Source organism: Pseudomonas putida S13.1.2 (assembly GCF_000498395.2).
Classification (GTDB): domain Bacteria; phylum Pseudomonadota; class Gammaproteobacteria; order Pseudomonadales; family Pseudomonadaceae; genus Aquipseudomonas; species Aquipseudomonas putida_Q.
This window is the reverse complement of record NZ_CP010979.1, coordinates 848,559-866,992: the sequence shown is the minus strand read 5'-3', so window position 1 is coordinate 866,992 and position 18,434 is coordinate 848,559. Positions and strand designations below refer to the sequence as shown.

The 18,434-nt window shown below is 60.2% G+C and carries 27 protein-coding genes and 1 tRNA gene; 14 read left to right on the top strand and 14 right to left on the bottom strand.

Annotated elements, in window-relative coordinates:
- Nucleotides 1–229 precede the first annotated feature (229 nt).
- Nucleotides 230–853: a hypothetical protein gene (locus tag N805_RS03805; RefSeq protein ID WP_019471855.1), complete on the top strand. Its 624-nt coding sequence runs from the start codon at nucleotides 230–232 to the stop codon at nucleotides 851–853.
- A gap of 83 nt (nucleotides 854–936) precedes the next feature.
- Here the strand turns inward: N805_RS03805 and trbK are convergent, their stop codons facing one another.
- Nucleotides 937–1,161 carry an entry exclusion lipoprotein TrbK gene (gene trbK / locus N805_RS03800; RefSeq protein WP_019471856.1) on the bottom strand — a complete coding sequence of 75 codons (225 nt, stop codon included), beginning with the start codon at nucleotides 1,159–1,161 and terminating at the stop codon, nucleotides 937–939.
- Nucleotides 1,162–1,305: 144 nt separating this feature from the next.
- Nucleotides 1,306–1,563, bottom strand: coding sequence for a hypothetical protein (locus N805_RS30430; RefSeq protein WP_155412668.1), 258 nt, complete (start codon nucleotides 1,561–1,563; stop codon nucleotides 1,306–1,308).
- 55 nt (nucleotides 1,564–1,618) lie between these two features.
- Here N805_RS30430 and N805_RS03790 point away from each other — a divergent pair, with 55 nt between their 5' ends.
- Nucleotides 1,619–2,542 carry a DNA cytosine methyltransferase gene (locus N805_RS03790; protein ID WP_019471858.1) on the top strand — a complete coding sequence of 308 codons (924 nt, stop codon included), beginning with the start codon at nucleotides 1,619–1,621 and terminating at the stop codon, nucleotides 2,540–2,542.
- A 17-nt stretch (nucleotides 2,543–2,559) separates the two neighbouring features.
- On the opposite strand, the gene N805_RS30425 is transcribed toward N805_RS03790, so the two are convergent.
- Nucleotides 2,560–2,844 carry a hypothetical protein gene (locus tag N805_RS30425; protein ID WP_155412667.1) on the bottom strand — a complete coding sequence of 95 codons (285 nt, stop codon included), beginning with the start codon at nucleotides 2,842–2,844 and terminating at the stop codon, nucleotides 2,560–2,562.
- Nucleotides 2,845–2,943: 99 nt separating this feature from the next.
- On the opposite strand from N805_RS30425, the gene N805_RS30895 reads away from it, so the two are divergent.
- The 9 genes from N805_RS30895 (at nucleotide 2,944) to N805_RS03755 (ending at nucleotide 7,815) form a co-directional block, all read left to right on the top strand.
- The gene (locus tag N805_RS30895) at nucleotides 2,944–3,801 is read left to right on the top strand and encodes a hypothetical protein (protein WP_019471859.1); all 858 of its coding nucleotides are present in this window, start codon (nucleotides 2,944–2,946) and stop codon (nucleotides 3,799–3,801) included.
- Between the two features lie 79 nt (nucleotides 3,802–3,880).
- Nucleotides 3,881–4,675: a hypothetical protein gene (locus N805_RS03780; RefSeq protein ID WP_019471860.1), complete on the top strand. Its 795-nt coding sequence runs from the start codon at nucleotides 3,881–3,883 to the stop codon at nucleotides 4,673–4,675.
- Nucleotides 4,672–4,923 (top strand): hypothetical protein, encoded by a 252-nt coding sequence (locus N805_RS03775; protein WP_019471861.1) that lies wholly within the window; start codon nucleotides 4,672–4,674, stop codon nucleotides 4,921–4,923. The genes N805_RS03780 and N805_RS03775 overlap by 4 nt, the downstream gene beginning before the upstream one ends.
- On the top strand, nucleotides 4,920–5,492 hold the full coding sequence (locus N805_RS03770) for a hypothetical protein (RefSeq protein ID WP_019471862.1): 573 nt from the start codon (nucleotides 4,920–4,922) through the stop codon (nucleotides 5,490–5,492). The genes N805_RS03775 and N805_RS03770 overlap by 4 nt, the downstream gene beginning before the upstream one ends.
- A 43-nt stretch (nucleotides 5,493–5,535) precedes the next feature.
- Complete coding sequence (locus tag N805_RS03765) at nucleotides 5,536–5,754, top strand: hypothetical protein (RefSeq protein ID WP_019471863.1); 219 nt, start codon at nucleotides 5,536–5,538, stop codon at nucleotides 5,752–5,754.
- Between the two features lie 52 nt (nucleotides 5,755–5,806).
- Nucleotides 5,807–6,124 (top strand): hypothetical protein, encoded by a 318-nt coding sequence (locus N805_RS03760; protein ID WP_026034494.1) that lies wholly within the window; start codon nucleotides 5,807–5,809, stop codon nucleotides 6,122–6,124.
- A gap of 38 nt (nucleotides 6,125–6,162) precedes the next feature.
- Nucleotides 6,163–6,339 carry a hypothetical protein gene (locus N805_RS30690; RefSeq protein ID WP_019471865.1) on the top strand — a complete coding sequence of 59 codons (177 nt, stop codon included), beginning with the start codon at nucleotides 6,163–6,165 and terminating at the stop codon, nucleotides 6,337–6,339.
- Between the two features lie 10 nt (nucleotides 6,340–6,349).
- Complete coding sequence (locus N805_RS30890; protein WP_230685703.1) at nucleotides 6,350–6,766, top strand: hypothetical protein; 417 nt, start codon at nucleotides 6,350–6,352, stop codon at nucleotides 6,764–6,766.
- On the top strand, nucleotides 6,667–7,815 hold the full coding sequence (locus N805_RS03755; RefSeq protein WP_230685727.1) for a tyrosine-type recombinase/integrase: 1,149 nt from the start codon (nucleotides 6,667–6,669) through the stop codon (nucleotides 7,813–7,815). The genes N805_RS30890 and N805_RS03755 overlap by 100 nt, the downstream gene beginning before the upstream one ends.
- Nucleotides 7,816–7,896: 81 nt before the next feature.
- Here the strand turns inward: N805_RS03755 and N805_RS03750 are convergent.
- The 9 genes from N805_RS03750 to thrS all read right to left on the bottom strand — a co-directional run bounded on the left by N805_RS03750 (nucleotide 7,897) and on the right by thrS (nucleotide 15,397).
- Nucleotides 7,897–7,973, bottom strand: a tRNA-Pro gene (locus tag N805_RS03750).
- 115 nt (nucleotides 7,974–8,088) lie between these two features.
- Nucleotides 8,089–8,445, bottom strand: coding sequence for a MerR family transcriptional regulator (locus tag N805_RS03745; RefSeq protein WP_003250681.1), 357 nt, complete (start codon nucleotides 8,443–8,445; stop codon nucleotides 8,089–8,091).
- Nucleotides 8,426–8,728, bottom strand: a complete 303-nt coding sequence (gene ihfA, locus N805_RS03740) for an integration host factor subunit alpha (RefSeq protein ID WP_003250679.1) — start codon at nucleotides 8,726–8,728, stop codon at nucleotides 8,426–8,428. Before ihfA ends, N805_RS03745 begins: the two co-directional genes overlap by 20 nt.
- 4 nt (nucleotides 8,729–8,732) lie before the next feature.
- Nucleotides 8,733–11,126 (bottom strand): phenylalanine--tRNA ligase subunit beta, encoded by a 2,394-nt coding sequence (gene pheT / locus N805_RS03735; protein WP_019471867.1) that lies wholly within the window; start codon nucleotides 11,124–11,126, stop codon nucleotides 8,733–8,735.
- Between the two features lie 31 nt (nucleotides 11,127–11,157).
- Nucleotides 11,158–12,174 (bottom strand): phenylalanine--tRNA ligase subunit alpha, encoded by a 1,017-nt coding sequence (pheS, locus tag N805_RS03730; protein ID WP_016487883.1) that lies wholly within the window; start codon nucleotides 12,172–12,174, stop codon nucleotides 11,158–11,160.
- 109 nt (nucleotides 12,175–12,283) lie between these two features.
- A complete protein-coding gene (rplT, locus tag N805_RS03725) occupies nucleotides 12,284–12,640 on the bottom strand; it encodes a 50S ribosomal protein L20 (protein ID WP_009394046.1) in 357 nt (118 codons plus the stop codon).
- A 27-nt stretch (nucleotides 12,641–12,667) separates the two neighbouring features.
- Nucleotides 12,668–12,862 (bottom strand): 50S ribosomal protein L35, encoded by a 195-nt coding sequence (gene rpmI, locus N805_RS03720; protein WP_003250667.1) that lies wholly within the window; start codon nucleotides 12,860–12,862, stop codon nucleotides 12,668–12,670.
- 61 nt (nucleotides 12,863–12,923) lie between these two features.
- A complete protein-coding gene (gene infC, locus N805_RS03715; protein WP_016499016.1) occupies nucleotides 12,924–13,475 on the bottom strand; it encodes a translation initiation factor IF-3 in 552 nt (183 codons plus the stop codon).
- Nucleotides 13,475–15,397: a threonine--tRNA ligase gene (gene thrS / locus N805_RS03710; protein ID WP_019471868.1), complete on the bottom strand. Its 1,923-nt coding sequence runs from the start codon at nucleotides 15,395–15,397 to the stop codon at nucleotides 13,475–13,477. Before thrS ends, infC begins: the two co-directional genes overlap by 1 nt.
- Before the next feature lie 338 nt (nucleotides 15,398–15,735).
- Here thrS and N805_RS03705 point away from each other — a divergent pair, with 338 nt between their 5' ends.
- Both N805_RS03705 and N805_RS03700 read left to right on the top strand, forming a co-directional pair.
- Nucleotides 15,736–16,041 (top strand): hypothetical protein, encoded by a 306-nt coding sequence (locus N805_RS03705; protein WP_019471869.1) that lies wholly within the window; start codon nucleotides 15,736–15,738, stop codon nucleotides 16,039–16,041.
- Nucleotides 16,042–16,204: 163 nt separating this feature from the next.
- Complete coding sequence (locus N805_RS03700; protein ID WP_016499013.1) at nucleotides 16,205–16,417, top strand: cold-shock protein; 213 nt, start codon at nucleotides 16,205–16,207, stop codon at nucleotides 16,415–16,417.
- 132 nt (nucleotides 16,418–16,549) lie between these two features.
- Here the strand turns inward: N805_RS03700 and N805_RS03695 are convergent, their stop codons facing one another.
- Nucleotides 16,550–16,879 carry an I78 family peptidase inhibitor gene (locus N805_RS03695; protein ID WP_019471870.1) on the bottom strand — a complete coding sequence of 110 codons (330 nt, stop codon included), beginning with the start codon at nucleotides 16,877–16,879 and terminating at the stop codon, nucleotides 16,550–16,552.
- Nucleotides 16,880–17,154: 275 nt separating this feature from the next.
- Between N805_RS03695 and N805_RS03690 the strand changes: the two genes are divergently transcribed.
- Complete coding sequence (locus tag N805_RS03690; RefSeq protein WP_016487888.1) at nucleotides 17,155–17,367, top strand: hypothetical protein; 213 nt, start codon at nucleotides 17,155–17,157, stop codon at nucleotides 17,365–17,367.
- On the opposite strand, the gene N805_RS03685 is transcribed toward N805_RS03690, so the two are convergent.
- Complete coding sequence (locus tag N805_RS03685; protein ID WP_019471871.1) at nucleotides 17,339–18,340, bottom strand: nucleoside hydrolase; 1,002 nt, start codon at nucleotides 18,338–18,340, stop codon at nucleotides 17,339–17,341. The two genes, N805_RS03690 and N805_RS03685, sit on opposite strands and share 29 nt — an antisense overlap.
- Nucleotides 18,341–18,434 lie beyond the last annotated feature (94 nt).

Below are 18,434 nucleotides of genomic sequence, written 5' to 3'. Positions count from 1 at the left end.
GCCAATGGGCGGGCCTCATAGATCAAAGTTGGGTTGTCGCCTCGCTGATCCGCAACGTAGATGAGTCGGTATCTTTGCAGAGCAGTCTCCGCGATTTGTCTCTCTTGAATAGCCAGCATCTCATCCTCCCTGACCCGGCCCATGCCGGTCACCCGTAATACCCCATCCCTAACCAAATTGCCACCATGTCGCCACCAGCAGGGAGGGCGGCGCATGCATGGAGAAAGCCATGAGCCAGTTTTACCTTCAGGATAGTCGCAGCCATGTGGGTGACGGCCTCATGTTCTGGGCCTTGGGCGGCGGGTACACCACCAACCTCGACAAGGCCGAGCTGTTCACCCAGGAGCAGGCCTGTGGCCACCGGGAAACAGACGTTCCATGGCCGAAGGACTACGTCGACGCCCGCGCACACCTCGGCGTAGACCATCAGTACATCAGCCTGGACGAAGCCCGCGACCAGTTGCGCCCGGGATGCACTGTTATCCTGCAAGTTCCAGGGCACTGGAACGGTAACGACATTGCATTTGCCAGGTGGCCAATAGGCCACACGTTCCGATTCGAGAAGGCACATCACCTAACCCTCGAGGCTGCCGAAGCGATCGGCAACACCCCAGAGGAAGCGGTGATCTGGCCCTTGTCTTACCTTGAGGCCAAGGCCAGGCGCCTGGTGCACAAGCGGGACGTGAATATCAAAGAAGCCCTCCGTGGCACTGGCATTGAGATAGCGAAGCCGCGGAAGCAGCGCAAGCCCTGTGACCGACCGCTCAACTGCCACGGCTGCGGACGCTTCATCAGCTGGGACGGCCGATTCCTCAGCGACTGCCAGAACTGCGGCGCGAACAACTGCCCGTGACCCTCCGGCGCTGCTCGCCAGCGCCTTCCCCGCAAACGAAAACGCCGTCCTGATAGGTGGCGCTGAATGACCAAGAGCAGGTGTTACCAGGTCTTCGGCTCTGACTTCTTGTACGAACCACCGGTCATGCACTTCTCGACCAGGTCTTCGCGAGCCTTGTTGTCCGGAAGCGTTTTCAGGTAGTCGGGCTGACAGTGTTCGCTAGTCGGCTCATAGGCTGCCGTGTCGACGGCGTCTTCTTTGCAGCCCGCCAGAACCACTGCAGAGAATGCGGCGGCAGAGAAGAAAACCAATGCTTTGTGGGGCATAAGCTCATTCCTTTGAAGTGGTCGGGCGTTATAGCAAACCTCGACCAGCATCGCAAAGACCTCTCAGCGCTGCCCGCCAGCGCCTTCCCTATTCAACGATAACGCCTCCCCGGCGAGGGCGGCGCCATCGTCGCGGCGCTATAGCTATCGAAGCTGCATCCAAGAGGGGTTGTTTTGAAGCGCTTCGTTGCACTCTTCCCAAAATTGAAGAAGAACATCTTTTGCTTCTTCGGGCGTATCAAACAGGCCCGACGGGATCGCGACACCCTTCACTACATGATCAACCTCGATCGAGAACTGTTTTGCGCCAACCGCGCGGATCACGCGGCCTTGAGTCCCACGACCGACGTTGATGAACCCGTCAGCCTTCAGTTCTGCAATGACTTCAACTACATGGACCATCTCTAACCCTCCGTTGGTAAGTGGTGGCACTTTAGCATGCACTTGAGATTTTCCCATGCCCACCGCAATCGACCTGTTCGCCGGCCTCGGCGGATGGAGCACCGGCGCGCGCGCCGCAGGCGTCCAGGTTCTCTGGGCCGCAAACCATTGGCCGGTGGCCGTTGAATGGCACAGCGCCAATCATCCCGACACGCAGCACGTTTGCCAGGACCTGCACCAGGCCCGCTGGGAGCAAGTGCCGGCGCACGACATCTTGCTTGCCTCGCCCTGCTGCCAGGGCCACGCCAAGGCCCGCGGCAAGAAGTCGGGCAACCCTGAACACGACGCATCGCGCTCGACGGCATGGGCGCCGGTATCGGCCCTTGAATTTCACCGGCCGCAGGCGGCGGTGATCGAGAACGTGCCGGAGTTCACCGACTGGCTCCTCTACCCGGCTTGGCTGCAGGCCATCCAAGCGATGGGCTACCAGTGTGCGCCGCACATCGTGGACTGCGCGGACCTAGGGGTGCCACAGCACCGCGTGCGGCTATTCATGGTGCTTACCCGCAGCAAAGCTCCACTAATGCTTCAGCTGCAGCGCGAGCGGCATGTGCCGGCGAGCAGCTTCCTTGACTTCGACGCCGGGCGCTGGTCGCCCATCGAGAAGCCAGGCCGAGCCCAGGCCACGCTCGACCGGGTGCGCAACGGCCGCCAGCGCTTCGGCGGACGGTTCATCATGCCCTACTACGGCAAGGGCTCCGGCACCACCGGCCGGGACATAAACCGACCTATCGGCACCATCACCACCCTGGACCGCTGGGCCCTGGTCGACGGTGACCGCATGCGCATGCTCAGCGCCAGCGAGGCCCTGGCCGCGATGTCGTTCCCAGCTGACACCTTGCGGCCGGACAGCCACCGGCTGACCATGCACATGGCCGGCAATGCGGTACCGCCTCTTGCGGGTCAGCGAGTAATCGAGGCGCTCCTAAAGGCCGCATGACCTGATCCTCGGGGGCGCTAGCCGTTCTGAACTTCTCGTGCCTGTATCGTAGTCCCGTCGTACATGGTGAGTACGAGGTTTTTCAAGACACCAGCCAGACGATTCGGAAATCGCGGAGTTCCACTTCTATCAGTCCAGTTGTAGATGAAATTGTTTCCTTCGAGCCACCCAATTGGTACTCGATGTTGTTTTGAGTCGAAATACTGCCCATCTTGGAAAAACCCATCAAAGACAACCCCGTTTGCTGGATTCTCCAAGCAGTACCGCAGCCCTGGCTTCATTCCTGTGGAAGCTTCAAGCATTTCAATGCTCCTCAATACGCCTGAAGTTTTAGCGTAGCTGAAAGCTCCCCTTCTCCCATCCGTTTCGCATCCAGCACAAAACTAAATAGAGGTATCCCCATGCCCACAGAAAACAAAATCGATTGCCCAGCACTCCACAAGCGCAGTGGCAGCTACCCGTTCGGCGATCGAGTGCCGCGGACAGTCCGGATGCTGAAGACCGTCACCGCCGACCCTATGCCTGGCATCGGCCTCGCCTACATCAAGGGCGATGCGCCGGTTGCTAAAGAGGGTCGAACCTACCCCGTGTGGACGAATAGCCACGGCGCCGTCACAGCGGTAGTGGGGAACGGCGTCCGCCTCGGCCTGCGTCCGGCGGAGTTCGAGGTCGATAGCTGGCACGAACTTGCAGGTGGACAACTGCCATCTAACCCAGAACAACCCCACGCCGAGCCGATAGCGTGGATGGTTGGTACTGCCATCCGGTGGACCAAAGAAGAGGCAGAGCGGGATGCGGCGGCGACTGGGCTGCCGATTGTTGGCCTGGGGCCGATGATCGGCGCAACGCCTGCCGAGCAGCGCCAGGGCGAGCCTGTGCTTTGGCGATACAGGAAGACCCCTGCCAGAAGCTGGTTTTACACGGTGCACGAGCGCAGCGCAGAGATAGCCCTGCGTGATGGGTACATTGTCGAAAATTTCTACGCCCACACCGACCCTGGCGAGGTTGATCGGCTGCGCAACTGTCTGAGAACCGAAATCGAAGCGGGCGACAGCTGTAAGAAAGAGGCGCAAGACCTGCGTACCCAGCTTGACGATCGGGATGCAGCACTGGAATGCATGACCACGACCGCCAGCAGCTACAAGTCCGAGCTCGCCGAGCGGGATTCGTTGCTGCAGCGCATGAAAACCCTGTTCCGCACCGACGATCCATTCGACTTGTACGACGCAGTGTGCAACGCGCTGGCCTGCAAATCCTGACAGGATTACATCCGTACCACTCAGATGTAACCCCTCTCCCCTCTATTCACTGCCGCGATATGGCGGCCAAGGAATCGACATGCTCGAAAGGACACCGATCAAGACGGAGGCCGAACTGTGCGCGGCCTTCATCCAGTCGATGAACAAGCAGGCCGATTGGACCTGCTACCCCGAAGCTGCTGGCTTCGACATCCTGGCCGTGCACACCAGCGGTCGACAGATCGGCGTCGAGGCGAAGATGAGCCTGAACGCCAAGGTGGCCGACCAGATCCTGCCGAAGGACTACGAGAACTTTTACGGCAGGCCCGGCCCGGACCATCGCCTGGTGATCGTCGGCAAGGCCAGCGATGCCAGTCACGGAATCAGCCGCATGTTGGGCCTGCTCGGTGTTCCGGTTGTGCTCCCCCGCTGGATGTCTCGTGGCGGCGACAAGTCCGGATGGGAATTCGATGTGCGCTGCGTGGACAACCGGGACTGGATGTCGTTCTTCGTAAACGAAGAGTACCTGCACCTGTTCGACTGGAACCCGGCAGAACGATGTCGGGTGCCAATGGTGGTTGGTGCGCACCAGGCCGGCGTCCCCTCCCCGGTTAGCCTCACACCCTGGAAGGAAGCGGCGCTGCGGGTGATCGCCTTGATGCGCTCGCAGGGCCACATCGCGGCAAAGCAGATTCAGGAGCTCGGCATCAGCCCGACCGCCTGGACGCGACCAAAGGGCACAGACCCTGGCTGGCTCGATCGCGGGTCAGTGCGTGGCACCTGGATCGAAACAGAGAACATGCCGCCGTTCGACAAGCAACACCCCGAGGCCTACGCCATTGTCGTTGCTGAACTGGCCGCCAAAGCCGACCCACAACTGGAGCTCACCGCATGACCCGCCTCGCCCTCTGCCTCCTGCTGCTGGCCACCGGCGCCAGCGCAAGCGAGAACGTCATCGACGTGCAGCACGACAGCCAGCGCGGCGTCACCTGCTACCTGCTCAACGGGGTCGGCATCAGCTGCATCCCCGACAGCCAGCTCCAGGCCGGCAACGAGCGTCAGCTCTCCCCGCACGAAACCCAACCCGAACCTACACCCGCTCTGGCGCCTGGGCGCTGGATTGATGAGAGGTATCAGCTGTGAGCAAGATCGACTGGAGCAAAGCGCCAGAATGGGCAGACGGCCATGGCCTAGTCGCCCATCACGGCATCACCGAGGTGTGGATCAACACGGACCAGTACGCTGTGGTCGGCGCAGAGGATCGCGCTTATCCCTATGGCGGCGGTACCGGCGATCACCGGCACAACTTCACCCGAGGCCAGATCCAGTACATCACGCCGCGGCCGGCGAGCTGGGATGGAGAAGGCCTGCCGCCAGTCGGTCTTGAAGTCGAGTGCACCTTCGACTCCTGGGGATACTGGCTGAAAGGTAAAGTCCTCTGCTACGGCGAGAAGATGATCTTCATGGAGCAGGAGAGCAGCAAGGGCGACGGAAAGTTTGAGGGCTCCATGAACCCTGATGGCATCAGGTTCCGACCTATCCGCACGCCTGAGCAGATCGCGGCGGAACAGCGAAAGGCGGCTATCGATGCGATGGCAGCTGATGCCCAGCTGGACTTCAGTGCAGGTGAGCTCCTCACTGCCCGCGAGTATGTCGAGTGCGCTATCGCTGCTCTTCATGACGCCGGCTACCGCAAGCAGGTGGCGCCATGATCGCCCTAGCCTACATGGCCTACCTGATCTACAGGAGGTCGAGATGACCTGCATCCGCATCGAGCACGGCTTTGTCTGTCGCTCGCCATTCTTCCGCCTACCGCTGGCCGACGGCACCAGGGTATTCATGAGCTGGCACAACTACCTCGGGCCGATGTTCTTCCGCGACCGCAATGAGCGGCGCGAGATTGAGGACTGGTACGAAAACCTGCTGATCTGCGAAGCGCTCGACTGGTTCATCAAGCGCGGCCACCGCGCCTAACCCCTCCCCCTACAACTCAAGCCCGCCGACATTTGCGGGCATGGAGAGACTCATGCTCAATTTCTTGACTCGCATGTTCAAGCGAAAGAAGAAGCCCGAGCCGCGCCCGGCGCTGGCACCGACAGGATACGCACGCGGCCACAGCCCGGCAGCCGGAAGGCAAGATCCGATGCTTGATCCGCTCAACCCGTTGAGCCCCTTCAGCCCGCTGCATCCCGCTTACCAGACCGACAGCTACGAAACATCGCGCAGCACCAGCAGCTCCTGCTCCAGTCGTGACTACAGCAGTTACGACGGCGGCAGCAGCTATTCATCGAGCGAGAGCAGCAGCTCCAGCGACAGCGGATCCAGCTCAAGCAGCTGCGACTGACCACCAACCTGCCGCAACCGGCGGCATGGAGACCACCCATGAACCTGATCGACTGCTACGTCCCGAAGATCCTCGGCGAGCCGTACCGCAAGTTCGGACACTGGTGGGTATCCGTGGAATACACGGCCGAGGGCTGGCCTGGAACCAAAGAACTCATGTTCCGCACAGAGGAAGCCGCCCGGGCGGCGAAGGTCGGGCACCACTTTTTGGCCTGAGGAGGCCCACATGGCAAACGCCACCGCTGCAGTTCAGCCAGGCTTGCTGCCGAGAATCATCCGGGCCGGTGATGCGCCCGGATATCTCGGCATGTGCAGAGACGAATTCAAGAACACCGTCCGCCCATTCGTGCGCGAATTTCCGATTGGAAAGCAAGGCATTGGGTTTGATCGACTTGAGCTGGACGCCTGGGTCGACGCGTACATCGAGGCGATGGCCGTTGAAAAGGCCGCCGATCAAGACAACAATCGGCCTCGCAGCGAGCGTCTGGCCGTGACCTCCAAGGAGAATCCATGGCCAAAAAGGCAATCACAGGCCTCCAGAAAATGCCGAGCGGCATCTGGAAAATCGACAAAATCTACAGGGGAGAGCGAATTCAAGAAAGCACTGGCACTTGTGACCGGGAAGAAGCAGAGCAATACCTGATCCATTTACTGGAGAAGATGCGCCTGCGCAAAGTCTATGGCGTGCGCGAGATCAAGACGTTCAGCGCCGCAGCGGCCAAATACTTGGTCGAGCACAAGGATCAGCCCTCATTCAGGATCACTGCGCTGTACCTGAACCAGCTGGACGACTATATCGGCCACCTGCCGCTGACGCATATCGATGATGAGGCCCTGGCCCCGTTCATTCGCGACAGGAAGGCCGATGTAGTACTACCGGATGGGAAGGTGAAAAAGGGAGTGAGCAACAGGACAGTTAACATCGCAATCGAACGAGCGATCCGTGTTCTATCGCTGGCGTGCAGGAAATGGCGGGACGAGGAGCGCCGGCCGTGGCTGGACAGCGTGCCGCTGCTAACCAAGCTGGAAGAGAAGAAGGCGAGCCGAAAGCCCTACCCCATGTCATGGGAGGAGCAATCGGTTCTCTTCGGTGAATTGCCAGACCATTTGCAGCGGATGGCCCTGTTCAAGGTGAACACGGGCTGCCGCGAGCAGGAGGTCTGCAAACTGAGGTGGGATTGGGAGATCTCGGTACCAGAGCTGGGCACCAGTGTGTTCCTCATACCGGCCGAGTTCGGCGGCAGGCATGAGAACTCTGGGGTTAAGAACCGGGACGAGCGTCTGGTGGTGCTGAACGACGTGGCCAGGTCGATCATAGAGAAGCAGCGCGGGCTTTCACGGGAATGGGTGTTCCCCTACAACGGCACCGCGATGCACAGGATGAACGATTCGGCCTGGAAGAAAGCGCGGGTGCGCGCGGCAAAGCTCTGGCAGGAGCAGCATCTACGGCCGGCACACCCTGGGTTCGCTTCTATCAGGATTCACGACCTTAAGCATACCTTCGGCAGGCGCCTGAAGGCAGCCGGTGTTTCAGAAGAAGATCGCAAGTCGCTTCTGGGTCACAAGAACGGCAGCGTGACCAGTCACTACTCCGGCGCGGAGATCGGTCAACTGATCGAGGCAGCAAACAAGGTATCGGCCACAGATTCACGCGGACCTGTACTGACAATACTGAAGAGGAGAATTGGGTGATGAAAAGGCGAAGTCACTCGAAAAGTCACTATGCCCAGAAACGAAAAAGCCACCCTAAGGTGGCTAAGTCGTTGAAATATATGGTCGGGACGGAGTGATTCGAACACTCGACCCCTTGCACCCCATGCAAGTGCGCTACCGGGCTGCGCTACGCCCCGACTGGGCTTGAAGCATATTCTCAATCTTGCCAAGAACGTTGAAGAATGTACCCTAACCCTCTGATAAATGAAAGCTTTTTCTCAAAAAAATTTCCACTCATCAGAAAAGTCCAGCTCACTTCTTCAAAACCACCAACACATCCTCCAATTCAACAATCATCTGCCGAATCAGCTGCTTGTACTGGCTGGATTCATCCTTAGCCTCATCACTGGAAAGCCTCAATCGAGCCCCGCCAATGGTGAACCCTTGGTCATAAAGCAGCGCACGAATCTGGCGGATCATCAGCACATCCTGCCGCTGGTAATACCGCCGGTTCCCCCGCCGCTTCACAGGATTAAGCTGGTCGAACTCCTGCTCCCAATACCGCAGCACGTGCGGTTTTACCGCACACAGCTCGCTTACTTCACCAATGGTGAAGTAGCGTTTGCCCGGTATGGGGGGCAGTTCGTCGTTATGGCTTGGTTCCAGCATAGGCCTCAACCCGGGCCTTCAACTTCTGCCCTGGACGAAAGGTGACGACGCGCCGTGCAGTGATCGGGATCTCTTCCCCTGTCTTGGGGTTGCGGCCCGGCCGCTGGCGTTTGTCGCGAAGGTCGAAGTTGCCGAAACCGGACAGCTTCACCTGCTCGTTCTCTTCAAGTGCGTGCCGAATTTCTTCGAAAAACAGCTCGACCAGCTCCTTGGCCTCACGCTTGTTAAGCCCCAGCTCCTCGTACAGCCTTTCGGCCATCTCAGCTTTCGTCAGAGCACCCATGCCGTTATTTCCTTAACGTGGTGTTCAACCTTTGTTCGAGCGAGGTGAGGATGTTTTGCAGGGTAGTGTTCACCTCATCGTCGTTAAGAGTGCGCGATGGATGCTGCCAGGTCAAGCCAACGGCAAGGCTTTTTCTATCAGGATCAATGCCTTTACCTTGGTAGACATCAAACAGCCTGAGGTCTGTGAGCCATTCACCTGCATTGTCACGAATTAATTCAAGCACCGCGCTAGAAGCTACATCACGTCCTGCAATCAAAGCCAGGTCACGACGGGTTTCCGGGAACTTGGACAGCTCGCTGAATTTCGGCAGGCGGCCTTCGACCACGTCGCCCAGCACCAGCTCGAACAGGAACACCGGGCGGTCCAGGCCCAGGGCCTTGGCCAGCTCTGGGTGGATGGCGCCGAGGTAGCCGACCAGCTTGCCGTCGCGCTCGATGGCGGCGGTTTGCCCTGGGTGCAGGGCTGGGTGTTTGCCGGCGCTGAAGGTGAAGTCGCTCAGGGCACCGGAGTAGCCCAGCAGGGCTTCCACGTCGGCTTTTACGTCGAAGAAGTCGACGCCGTCGCGGCCGTTGGCCCAGCCTTCTGGCAGGCGGCTGCCGGTGATAACGCCGGCAATCATTGGCTGCTGCTGCAGGTCACCCAGTTGGCCGACGAAGCGCAGGCCGCTTTCGAACAGGCGCACGCGGTCTTGCTGGCGGTTCAGGTTGTGCTGCAGTGCCTTGACCAGGCCCGGCCACAGGGACGCACGCATGGCGGCCATGTCGCTGGAGATGGGGTTGGCCAGCAACAGCGGCTCTACGCCCGGGCTGAACAGTTCGAACAGTTTCGGGTCGATGAAGCTGTAGGTGATGGCTTCCTGGTAGCCGCGGGCAACCAGCAGGCGGCGCAGGGTTGGCAGGTCACCGCGGGTTTCCGGCTTGCCCTGTGGGGCCAGGCGGGCTTGCGGGTAGCGAACTGGCAGGTTGTTGTAGCCGTACAGGCGGGCCAGCTCTTCGATCAGGTCCACTTCCAGGCTGATGTCGAAGCGGTGGCTTGGGACGTTGACGGTCCACTGCGCTACACCTTCAGAGCCGCCACTCTTGGTCGTGGTCAGCTCCAAGGCGTTGAGCAGTTGCTCGACCTGGGCTGGGTCCATTTCCATGCCGAGCATCTGGGTGATGCGTTCAGCGCGCAGGGTAACCGGGGCCACTTGCGGCAGGTGCTGTTCGCTGACAGCCTCGACCACAGGGCCGGCTTCGCCACCGACGATGTCCAGCAGCAGCTGGGTGGCGCGCTCGATGGCTTCGCGGGCCAGCTGCGAGTCCACGCCGCGCTCGTAGCGGTGCGAGGCATCGGTGTGCAGGCCGTAGGAACGGGCTTTACCGGCAACGGAAATCGGCTCGAAGAAGGCGCTTTCCAGGAACAGGTCGCGGGTTTTTTCGGTGTTCACACCGCTGTGCTCGCCACCCATGACGCCGGCGATGGCCAGGGCGCGGGTGTGGTCGGCGATGACCAGGGTGTCAGCACGCAGGGCAACTTCCTGACCGTCGAGCAGGACGAGCTTTTCGCCCTCTTCGGCCATGCGTACGCGGATGCCGCCGTTGATTTCTGCCAGGTCGAAGGCGTGCATCGGCTGGCCGAGTTCGAGCATCACGTAGTTGGTGATGTCGACGGCGGCGTCGATGCTGCGCACGTCGCTGCGGCGCAGGCGTTCGACCATCCACAGTGGGGTCGGCTTGCTGAGGTCGACGTTACGGATAACGCGGCCCAGGTAGCGTGGGCAGGCCGCCGGGGCGCTGACTTCGACCGGGCGCACTTCGTCGTGGGCAGGCGCTACGGCAGGCACCACCGGGCGGGTGACTGGGGTGTCGTACAGGGCGCTGACGTCGCGGGCCAGGCCTGCGATGGACAGGCAGTCACCGCGGTTGGGGGTCAGGCCGATTTCGATGCTGGCGTCGTCAAGGCTCAGGTATTTGCGAATGTCTTCGCCAACCGGGGCGTCAGCCGCCAGTTCCAGCAGGCCGTCGTTCTCTTCGCTGATTTCCAGCTCGGCCGCCGAGCACAGCATGCCGAAGGACTCGACGCCGCGCAGCTTGGCCTTTTTGATCTTGAAGTCGCCAGACAGCTCGGCACCGATCATGGCGAACGGGATCTTGATGCCTGGGCGGGCGTTAGGGGCGCCGCACACGACCTGGAAGGTTTCCTGGCCGTTGGTCACCTGGCACACGCGCAGCTTGTCGGCGTCCGGGTGTTGTTCGGTGGCGAGGATTTCGCCCACGACAATGCCGCTGAACTGGCCGGCAGCAGGGGTAACGCTGTCGACTTCGAGGCCGGCCATGGACAGGCGGGCGACCAGTTCGTCACGGGAGACTTGCGGGTTTACCCAACCGCGCAGCCACTGTTCACTGAATTTCATGCTGTTCTCCTAGAATGTGCGTCGATTGGGCCTAGCGGAATTGGGCAAGGAACCGCAGGTCGTTATCGAAGAACAGACGCAAATCGTTGACGCCATAGCGCAGCATGGCCAGGCGCTCGGCGCCCATGCCGAAGGCGAAGCCCTGGAACTCTTCAGGGTCGATGCCGGACATGCGCAGCACGCTTGGGTGCACCATGCCGCAGCCCATCACTTCCAGCCAGCCGGTTTGCTTGCACACGCGGCAGCCGTTGCCGGAACACATCACGCACTGGATGTCGACTTCGGCGGACGGCTCGGTGAAGGGGAAGAACGATGGGCGGAAACGTACCGCCAGTTCTTTTTCGAAGAACACCCGCAGGAATTCTTCGATGGTGCCCTTGAGGTCGGCGAAGTTGATATCGCGATCGATCAACAGGCCTTCGACCTGGTGGAACATCGGCGAGTGGGTGATATCCGAGTCGCAGCGGTATACGCGGCCTGGGCACACAATGCGGATGGGCGGCTGGGTGGACTCCATGGTCCGCACCTGCACCGGCGAGGTGTGGGTACGCAGCAGCATGTTGGCATTGAAGTAGAAGGTGTCGTGCATCGCCCGGGCCGGGTGGTGGCCGGGGATGTTGAGCGCTTCGAAGTTGTGGTAGTCGTCTTCGACCTCTGGGCCTTCGGCAATGCCGTAGCCGATGTGGGTGAAGAACTGCTCGATGCGCTCGAGTGTACGGGTGATCGGGTGCAAGCCACCGGTGGCCTGGCCGCGGCCTGGCAGGGTGACGTCAATGCATTCGGCAGCCAGGCGAGCGCTGAGCTCGGCTTCTTCAAAGGCGGCCTTGCGGGCATTGAGCACAACGGTGACGCGCTCTTTGGCGTCGTTGATCAGCGCGCCGACTTTCGGCCGTTCTTCGGCTGGCAGGTTGCCCAGGGTCTTCATCACCTGGGTCAGCTCGCCCTTCTTGCCGAGATAATTAACCCGGATCTGTTCCAGGGCATTGATGTCTTCAGCGCGCTCCACGGCCTCTAGGGCTTGGGAGACCAGCGCATCCAGGTTTTCCATGTACAGACTCCAGATACGAAAATAGGGGAAGAGCTTTGAAGGCTCTTCCCCTATCGATGACGTTCAATGCCCGACGGCGCTAGCGCCGCCGGGTGATTGTCGCGGGTACTTAAGCCAGAACGGCTTTAGCTTTCTCGACAATCGCAGCAAACGCCGCTTTTTCGTTCACTGCCAGATCGGCCAGAACCTTACGGTCGATTTCGATCGAAGCCTTTTTCAGGCCAGCAATCAGACGGCTGTAGGACAGACCGTTGTTGCGAGCACCGGCGTTGATACGAGCGATCCACAGTGCGCGGAACTGACGCTTCTTCTGGCGACGGTCGCGGTAGGCGTATTGGCCTGCCTTGATGACCGCTTGCTTGGCTACGCGGAATACGCGCGAGCGTGCACCGTAGTAACCTTTAGCCAGTTTCAGAATTTTCTTGTGACGCTTACGAGCGATGACGCCACGCTTAACACGAGCCATGAGTAACTTCCTCTATCTTAACCAGAATTAACGAACGCGCAGCATGCGCTCGACTTTTGCCACGTCAGACGGGTGCAGCAAGCTGGCACCGCGCAGTTGACGCTTACGCTTGGTCGACATTTTGGTCAGGATGTGGCTCTTGAAAGCGTGCTTGTGCTTGAAGCCCGAAGCTGTCTTCAGGAAGCGCTTCGCAGCACCGCTCTTGGTTTTCATTTTTGGCATGTTGAACTCCGCATTCGAAAAAAATTACACAATAATCATCAGGCCTGCCGTGCCCGGGAGATTACTTCTTCTTTTTGGGGGCGATGACCATCATAAGCTGGCGTCCTTCCATCTTCGGATGCTGCTCAACGGTGCCGTATTCAAGCAGGTCAGCTTCAACCCGCTTCAACAGCTCCATGCCCAGCTCCTGGTGGGCCATCTCACGACCACGGAATCTCAGAGAGATCTTGGCCTTGTCCCCATCGGTAAGGAAACGTACCAGGTTGCGTAGTTTTACCTGGTAATCCCCATCCTCCGTCCCTGGACGAAACTTGATTTCTTTGATCTGGATCTGCTTCTGGTTTTTCTTGGCTTCGTTGGCCTGCTTCTTCTTTTCGAAGAGGTGCTTGCCGTAGTCCATGACCTTGCAGACAGGCGGTACCGCGTCTGCAGAGATTTCTACCAGGTCCAGCTTCGCTTCATCAGCGATACGCAGCGCTTCATCAATCGAGACGATGCCAACCTGCTCGCCGTCTGCGCCAATTAACCGAACCTCGCGGGCCGAGATATTCTCGTTGATCGGGGCCTTCGGTACAGCACGCTTATCGTTTCTCATTTCACGCTTAATAGTCATTACTCCGATTCTTGGCGACCACGCCGGGAAACCGCTTGTGTCAGAAGCTCAGCGAATTGGGCGACGGGCATGGAGCCCAGGTCTGCGCCTTCGCGAGTACGCACTGCAACGGTCTGCGTTTCGACTTCGCGATCCCCTATAACCAAAAGGTACGGGACCTTGAGCAAAGTATGCTCGCGGATTTTAAAGCCGATCTTCTCATTTCTCAAGTCCGACTTGGCACGGAAACCGCTACCGTTCAGAGATTTCTCAACCTCGAGGGCGAAATCGGCCTGTTTGTCGGTGATATTCATGATCACCGCCTGGGTCGGAGCCAGCCACGCCGGGAACACGCCAGCGTAGTGTTCGATCAGCATACCGATGAAGCGCTCGAACGAACCGAGGATGGCGCGGTGCAGCATGACCGGGCGAATACGGCTGTTGTCTTCGGCGATGTAGCTGGCGTCCAGACGCTCTGGCAGGTTCGGGTCGTACTGCAGGGTACCACACTGCCAGTTACGGCCGAGGCAGTCGCGCAGGGTAAACTCGATTTTCGGGCCGTAGAAGGCGCCCTCGCCTGGCTGGTATTCCCACTCCAGGCCCGATTCGTTCAGGGCGTCGGCCAGTGCGCTTTCGGCACGGTCCCACAGCTCTTCAGAACCGACACGCTTGGCCGGGCGCGTGGACAACTTCATGGCGATGTCGCTGAAGCCGAAGTCCTTGTACACGTCCAGGGTCAGCTTGATGAAGTCGGCGGCTTCCTTCTTCACCTGTTCTTCGGTGCAGAAGATGTGCGCGTCGTCCTGCACAAAGCCACGCACGCGCATGATGCCGTGCAGGGCGCCGGACGGCTCGTTACGGTGGCAGGCACCGAACTCGGCCAGGCGCAGCGGCAGGTCGCGGTAGCTTTTCAGGCCCTGGTTGAACACCTGCACGTGGCACGGGCAGTTCATCGGTTTTACCGCGTAGTCACGGCTTTCCGACGAAGTGGTGAACATGTTCTCGGCGTAGTTGGACCAGTGGCCGGAGCGCTCCCACAAAATACGGTCGACAACCTGCGGCGTCTTGATTTCCAGGTAGCCGTTGGCGCGCTGAACCTGGCGCATGTACTGCTCGAGCACCTGGTACACGGTCCAGCCGTTGGCGTGCCAGAACACCATGCCCGGGGCTTCTTCCTGCAGGTGGAACAGGTCGAGCTGCTTGCCGATCTTGCGGTGGTCGCGTTTTTCGGCTTCTTCGATGCGCTGGACGTAAGCTGCCAGCTGCTTCTTGTCGGCCCAGGCGGTGCCGTACACGCGTTGCAGCTGCTCGTTCTTGGCATCACCGCGCCAGTAGGCACCGGACAGCTTGGTCAGCTTGAATGCCTTGAGGAAGCGGGTGTTCGGCACGTGCGGGCCACGGCACATGTCGACGTATTCTTCGTGGTAATACAGGCCCATGGCCTGCTCGTCCGGCATGTCTTCGACCAGGCGCAGCTTGTAGTCTTCGCCACGGGCCTTGAACACATCGATGACTTCGGCGCGCGGGGTCACCTTCTTGACCACGTCGTAGTCTTTTTCGATCAGCTCCATCATGCGCTTTTCGATGGCGGCCATGTCTTCAGGGGTGAAGGGGCGCTCGTAGGCGATGTCGTAATAGAAGCCTTCGTCGATAACCGGGCCGATCACCATCTTGGCGGTCGGGTACAGCTGCTTCACTGCGTGGCCGACCAGGTGGGCGCACGAGTGACGGATGATCTCCAGTCCCTCTTCATCTTTAGGGGTGATGATCTGCAGGGTGGCGTCGTGGCTGATCAGGTCGCAAGCATCGACCAGTTTGCCGTCGACCTTGCCGGCGACGGTGGCCTTGGCCAGGCCGGCGCCGATGGAAGCGGCAACGTCGGCTACGGATACGGCGTGATCAAACGAACGTTGACTGCCATCGGGAAGAGTAATAACGGGCATGGCGCCTCCTCTCCTAGTGGTGACCCCTACCAAAGGTCACGTGGGTTGGGATGAGCCAGTACAAGATCCGGCCTGCCTTCCTTCATAAGGAAGCCTGCCTCACAGTGGCAGAAGCCTTTCGGCTTGCAAGGGACGAACCAGAGTGACTGGAAAGAAAAAAGATAGCTGCAGCCGGCACAGGCGCGACCACAAGCCGAGCATGCTAGCACGCGGGTTGCACCCCAGGCAGAAATATTTGGAAATTGAACCGCAGCGGTGAACTAACGCGGAAAAATACCGCTCAGACTTTGGGAAGCAACCTACTCTTGATGAGACCTTAACCCAAGGAGTAACTGGTTATGCGAGTTCCGTCCCTTCTGGCCCTGGCGGCCGCTGGCGCCCTGCTGCTGCCCGTGGCTGCGAACGCCGGCAACTTCCCTGCAGGGAAGGAGGCCGCCTACACCGCACAGTGCACGCAAGTGGCCGGCAGCCAGGGCGTTGACGCTGCCACCGCGAAAAAACACTGCGACTGCGGCGCACAAGCTATCAAAAAGAATTTCACCGACGCCGAGATTGCCGACCTGGACAGCCAGGATGGCGTTGACGCCAAGCTGATGCAAAAGGCCCAGACCGTGGTGCAACAGGCCTGCGCACCGAAGCGCTGAAACCTTAAAGCCGGTGGTGGCTGACCATTATTTTGCGCTGGATCAACATCCGGTGAAGGTAAAAGGCGCTACTTCCGCAGAATTAGACTATGATGTCATCTGTGCCAGACAGCTCAGGCGTCTAGGCACTTCGAAAAATTTCAAGTTTCTGGAGATTCATCCCATGTCCAATCGCCAAACCGGCACCGTCAAATGGTTCAATGATGAGAAAGGCTTCGGCTTCATCACCCCACAAGGCGGCGGCGACGACCTGTTCGTTCACTTCAAGGCCATCGAATCCGACGGCTTCAAGAGCCTGAAAGAAGGTCAGCAAGTTTCCTTCGTCGCCGAGCGCGGTCAGAAGGGCATGCAGGCTGCTCAGGTTCGTCCGGAGTAATTCGGAAGCTGTGAAAAAACCCGCCCTTGTGGCGGGTTTTTTTATGGGCGCTTATCAGGCGGCACACGCTGCTCTTTGTAGGAGCGGCCTTGTGCCGCTCCTACAGGGACCGCATGGGCCTTTGGAGCTGCATCAACCGCAGTTGACGCGGGTCACCTTGCCCTGCTCGTCCACGTTCAGGTTAAGGCGCTCGGAGCGGTACTCCAGGGTAACCACATCGTGCGGCGTGAGAATACGTGCCATCTGCGAGCCACTGGCCTTGCGCGCCTGCTCCAGTAGCTCGGCACTGGCGGGCTTGCCAATGGCAAAATCGGCGCCGCTGGCTTCGCAGCGGCCATCGTTGCCAGCCGATGCCGCCGGGGCATCGCCGCCAGCGTTGCCGCCAGCATTGCCACCAGTGCTGCAACCAGCCAGGACAGCAGCCACCGCCAGGGTTGCCAGGTAAGCACGGGTACGGAACATGAAGCCTCCTAAATGGGTCCGGGAACTGTCTGTTCCGACAGCTCCGCTGGGTATTTGTTGCAAAACCGGTCAAGTCTGCCTGAACTCTAGCACCGAGGCGAAAAGCAATCGTGACTGGATTTTGCACAACCCACCGCGTTTGCCATATGCTTAGCGCGCACGGTCACTGGCGCAAAGCCATGATTTGCTGCAAGAAGTGGAGCGCATCCCGCCTCCATCGAACACCAGGGTCAGGTGTTCACCCTTCCGTACCGGGCCCCAAGCGAGAGCTTTTCATGAGTACCCACAGCATCGATGCCGACATCAAGGTCAAATGGGCGGAGGGCCAGAGCGCGTACAGCCCTGGCACACCGGAAGAATTGCTGTTGATCGCCATTGACCTGTTGGTACGCGACAACGGTGCCGAGGCGGCACGCAGCTTCATCGACCAGGTGTTCGAGCGCTACGCGCCGCACGCGGCTATTCCAATCGCGCCAGACGGGCGCTGAGCAGGTCGAACAGCCCCTGGGCATCGCCCTGCTCCACCCACAGCACATTCGCCGGCTGCTTGAGTACGCCGTACCAGTCGGCAACGGTCTGGCCAAAAGTTGGGCCTTCGCGGCTGTCGATGCTCATGTGAATGCGCCGGCCACTGAACAGCTCAGGCTTTAACAGATAGGCAATGACGCTGGCGTCATGCACCGGGCCGCCGGGCATGCCGTACAGGTCCATGTCGTGGGTGATGTAGGCATTGAGAATATCGACCACGCGCTTGCTGGCCTGATTGTTCACGGCTGCCAGTTGTTTCAGGCGGGCGTCGCTGGTCAGCAGCTTGTGGGTGACGTCCAGCGGCAGGTAGGTGAGTTGCACGCCGCTGGCCAGCACCACTTCTGCAGCGTGCGGGTCGGCGTACAGGTTGAATTCCGCCACCGGGGTGATGTTGCCGCCGTTGAAATGGGCACCGCCCATGACCACCACCTCCTTGATGCCCTTGGCGATGTCCGGCCGCTGGATCAACGCCAGGGCCAGGTTGGTTTGTGGGCCAAGCATAGCGACAGTGATGCTGTGCGGTTTGGCTGTGCCGAGGGTGTCGACCAGGTATTGCACGGCATTGCCTTGGGCCAGAGGGGTTTTGGGCTCGTGCACCTGAATACCGGTAAGGCCTTCTTCGCCATGAACGTCGGCGGCGTAGATCGGCGCGCGCACCAGTGGGCGGCCGGCGCCGGCGTACACGGGGATGTCTTCGCGCCCCGCCCATTCGCAGGCCAGGCGGGCGTTGCGCGAGGTTTTATCCAGGCGCACGTTGCCGGCCACGGTGGTGATGGCGCGGATAGTGAGTTCGTCGGGCGAGGCCATGGCCAGGAACAGCGCGACCACATCGTCGGCGCCGGGGTCGGTGTCGATGATCAGGTCGATGGGGGCGGCCTGCAGGGTGGTGGCTGTGGCCATGAAGGCGATTCCTTGTAGCAGGGGTTTGAGCATGGGGGGGGGCACTCCTGTTGCCTAGGTAGAGGGTTCCGGGGCCGCAGTGCGGCCCAATCGCCGGCAAGCCAGCTCCTACAGGTACAGCGCCGCC

Bases quoted from the DNA above. Each gene is read 5' to 3' on its own strand.
- N805_RS03805 (WP_019471855.1), top strand. From the start codon at position 230: ATGAGCCAGTTTTACCTTCAGGATAGTCGCAGCCATGTGGGTGACGGC.
- trbK (WP_019471856.1), bottom strand. From the start codon at position 1,161: ATGCCCCACAAAGCATTGGTTTTCTTCTCTGCCGCCGCATTCTCTGCA.
- N805_RS30430 (WP_155412668.1), bottom strand. From the start codon at position 1,563: ATGGTCCATGTAGTTGAAGTCATTGCAGAACTGAAGGCTGACGGGTTC.
- N805_RS03790 (WP_019471858.1), top strand. From the start codon at position 1,619: ATGCCCACCGCAATCGACCTGTTCGCCGGCCTCGGCGGATGGAGCACC.
- N805_RS30425 (WP_155412667.1), bottom strand. From the start codon at position 2,844: ATGCTTGAAGCTTCCACAGGAATGAAGCCAGGGCTGCGGTACTGCTTG.
- N805_RS30895 (WP_019471859.1), top strand. From the start codon at position 2,944: ATGCCCACAGAAAACAAAATCGATTGCCCAGCACTCCACAAGCGCAGT.
- N805_RS03780 (WP_019471860.1), top strand. From the start codon at position 3,881: ATGCTCGAAAGGACACCGATCAAGACGGAGGCCGAACTGTGCGCGGCC.
- N805_RS03775 (WP_019471861.1), top strand. From the start codon at position 4,672: ATGACCCGCCTCGCCCTCTGCCTCCTGCTGCTGGCCACCGGCGCCAGC.
- N805_RS03765 (WP_019471863.1), top strand. From the start codon at position 5,536: ATGACCTGCATCCGCATCGAGCACGGCTTTGTCTGTCGCTCGCCATTC.
- N805_RS03760 (WP_026034494.1), top strand. From the start codon at position 5,807: ATGCTCAATTTCTTGACTCGCATGTTCAAGCGAAAGAAGAAGCCCGAG.
- N805_RS30690 (WP_019471865.1), top strand. From the start codon at position 6,163: ATGAACCTGATCGACTGCTACGTCCCGAAGATCCTCGGCGAGCCGTAC.
- N805_RS30890 (WP_230685703.1), top strand. From the start codon at position 6,350: ATGGCAAACGCCACCGCTGCAGTTCAGCCAGGCTTGCTGCCGAGAATC.
- N805_RS03755 (WP_230685727.1), top strand. From the start codon at position 6,667: ATGCCGAGCGGCATCTGGAAAATCGACAAAATCTACAGGGGAGAGCGA.
- N805_RS03745 (WP_003250681.1), bottom strand. From the start codon at position 8,445: ATGCTGGAACCAAGCCATAACGACGAACTGCCCCCCATACCGGGCAAA.
- ihfA (WP_003250679.1), bottom strand. From the start codon at position 8,728: ATGGGTGCTCTGACGAAAGCTGAGATGGCCGAAAGGCTGTACGAGGAG.
- pheT (WP_019471867.1), bottom strand. From the start codon at position 11,126: ATGAAATTCAGTGAACAGTGGCTGCGCGGTTGGGTAAACCCGCAAGTC.
- pheS (WP_016487883.1), bottom strand. From the start codon at position 12,174: ATGGAAAACCTGGATGCGCTGGTCTCCCAAGCCCTAGAGGCCGTGGAG.
- rplT (WP_009394046.1), bottom strand. From the start codon at position 12,640: ATGGCTCGTGTTAAGCGTGGCGTCATCGCTCGTAAGCGTCACAAGAAA.
- rpmI (WP_003250667.1), bottom strand. From the start codon at position 12,862: ATGCCAAAAATGAAAACCAAGAGCGGTGCTGCGAAGCGCTTCCTGAAG.
- infC (WP_016499016.1), bottom strand. From the start codon at position 13,475: ATGACTATTAAGCGTGAAATGAGAAACGATAAGCGTGCTGTACCGAAG.
- thrS (WP_019471868.1), bottom strand. From the start codon at position 15,397: ATGCCCGTTATTACTCTTCCCGATGGCAGTCAACGTTCGTTTGATCAC.
- N805_RS03705 (WP_019471869.1), top strand. From the start codon at position 15,736: ATGCGAGTTCCGTCCCTTCTGGCCCTGGCGGCCGCTGGCGCCCTGCTG.
- N805_RS03700 (WP_016499013.1), top strand. From the start codon at position 16,205: ATGTCCAATCGCCAAACCGGCACCGTCAAATGGTTCAATGATGAGAAA.
- N805_RS03695 (WP_019471870.1), bottom strand. From the start codon at position 16,879: ATGTTCCGTACCCGTGCTTACCTGGCAACCCTGGCGGTGGCTGCTGTC.
- N805_RS03690 (WP_016487888.1), top strand. From the start codon at position 17,155: ATGAGTACCCACAGCATCGATGCCGACATCAAGGTCAAATGGGCGGAG.
- N805_RS03685 (WP_019471871.1), bottom strand. From the start codon at position 18,340: ATGCTCAAACCCCTGCTACAAGGAATCGCCTTCATGGCCACAGCCACC.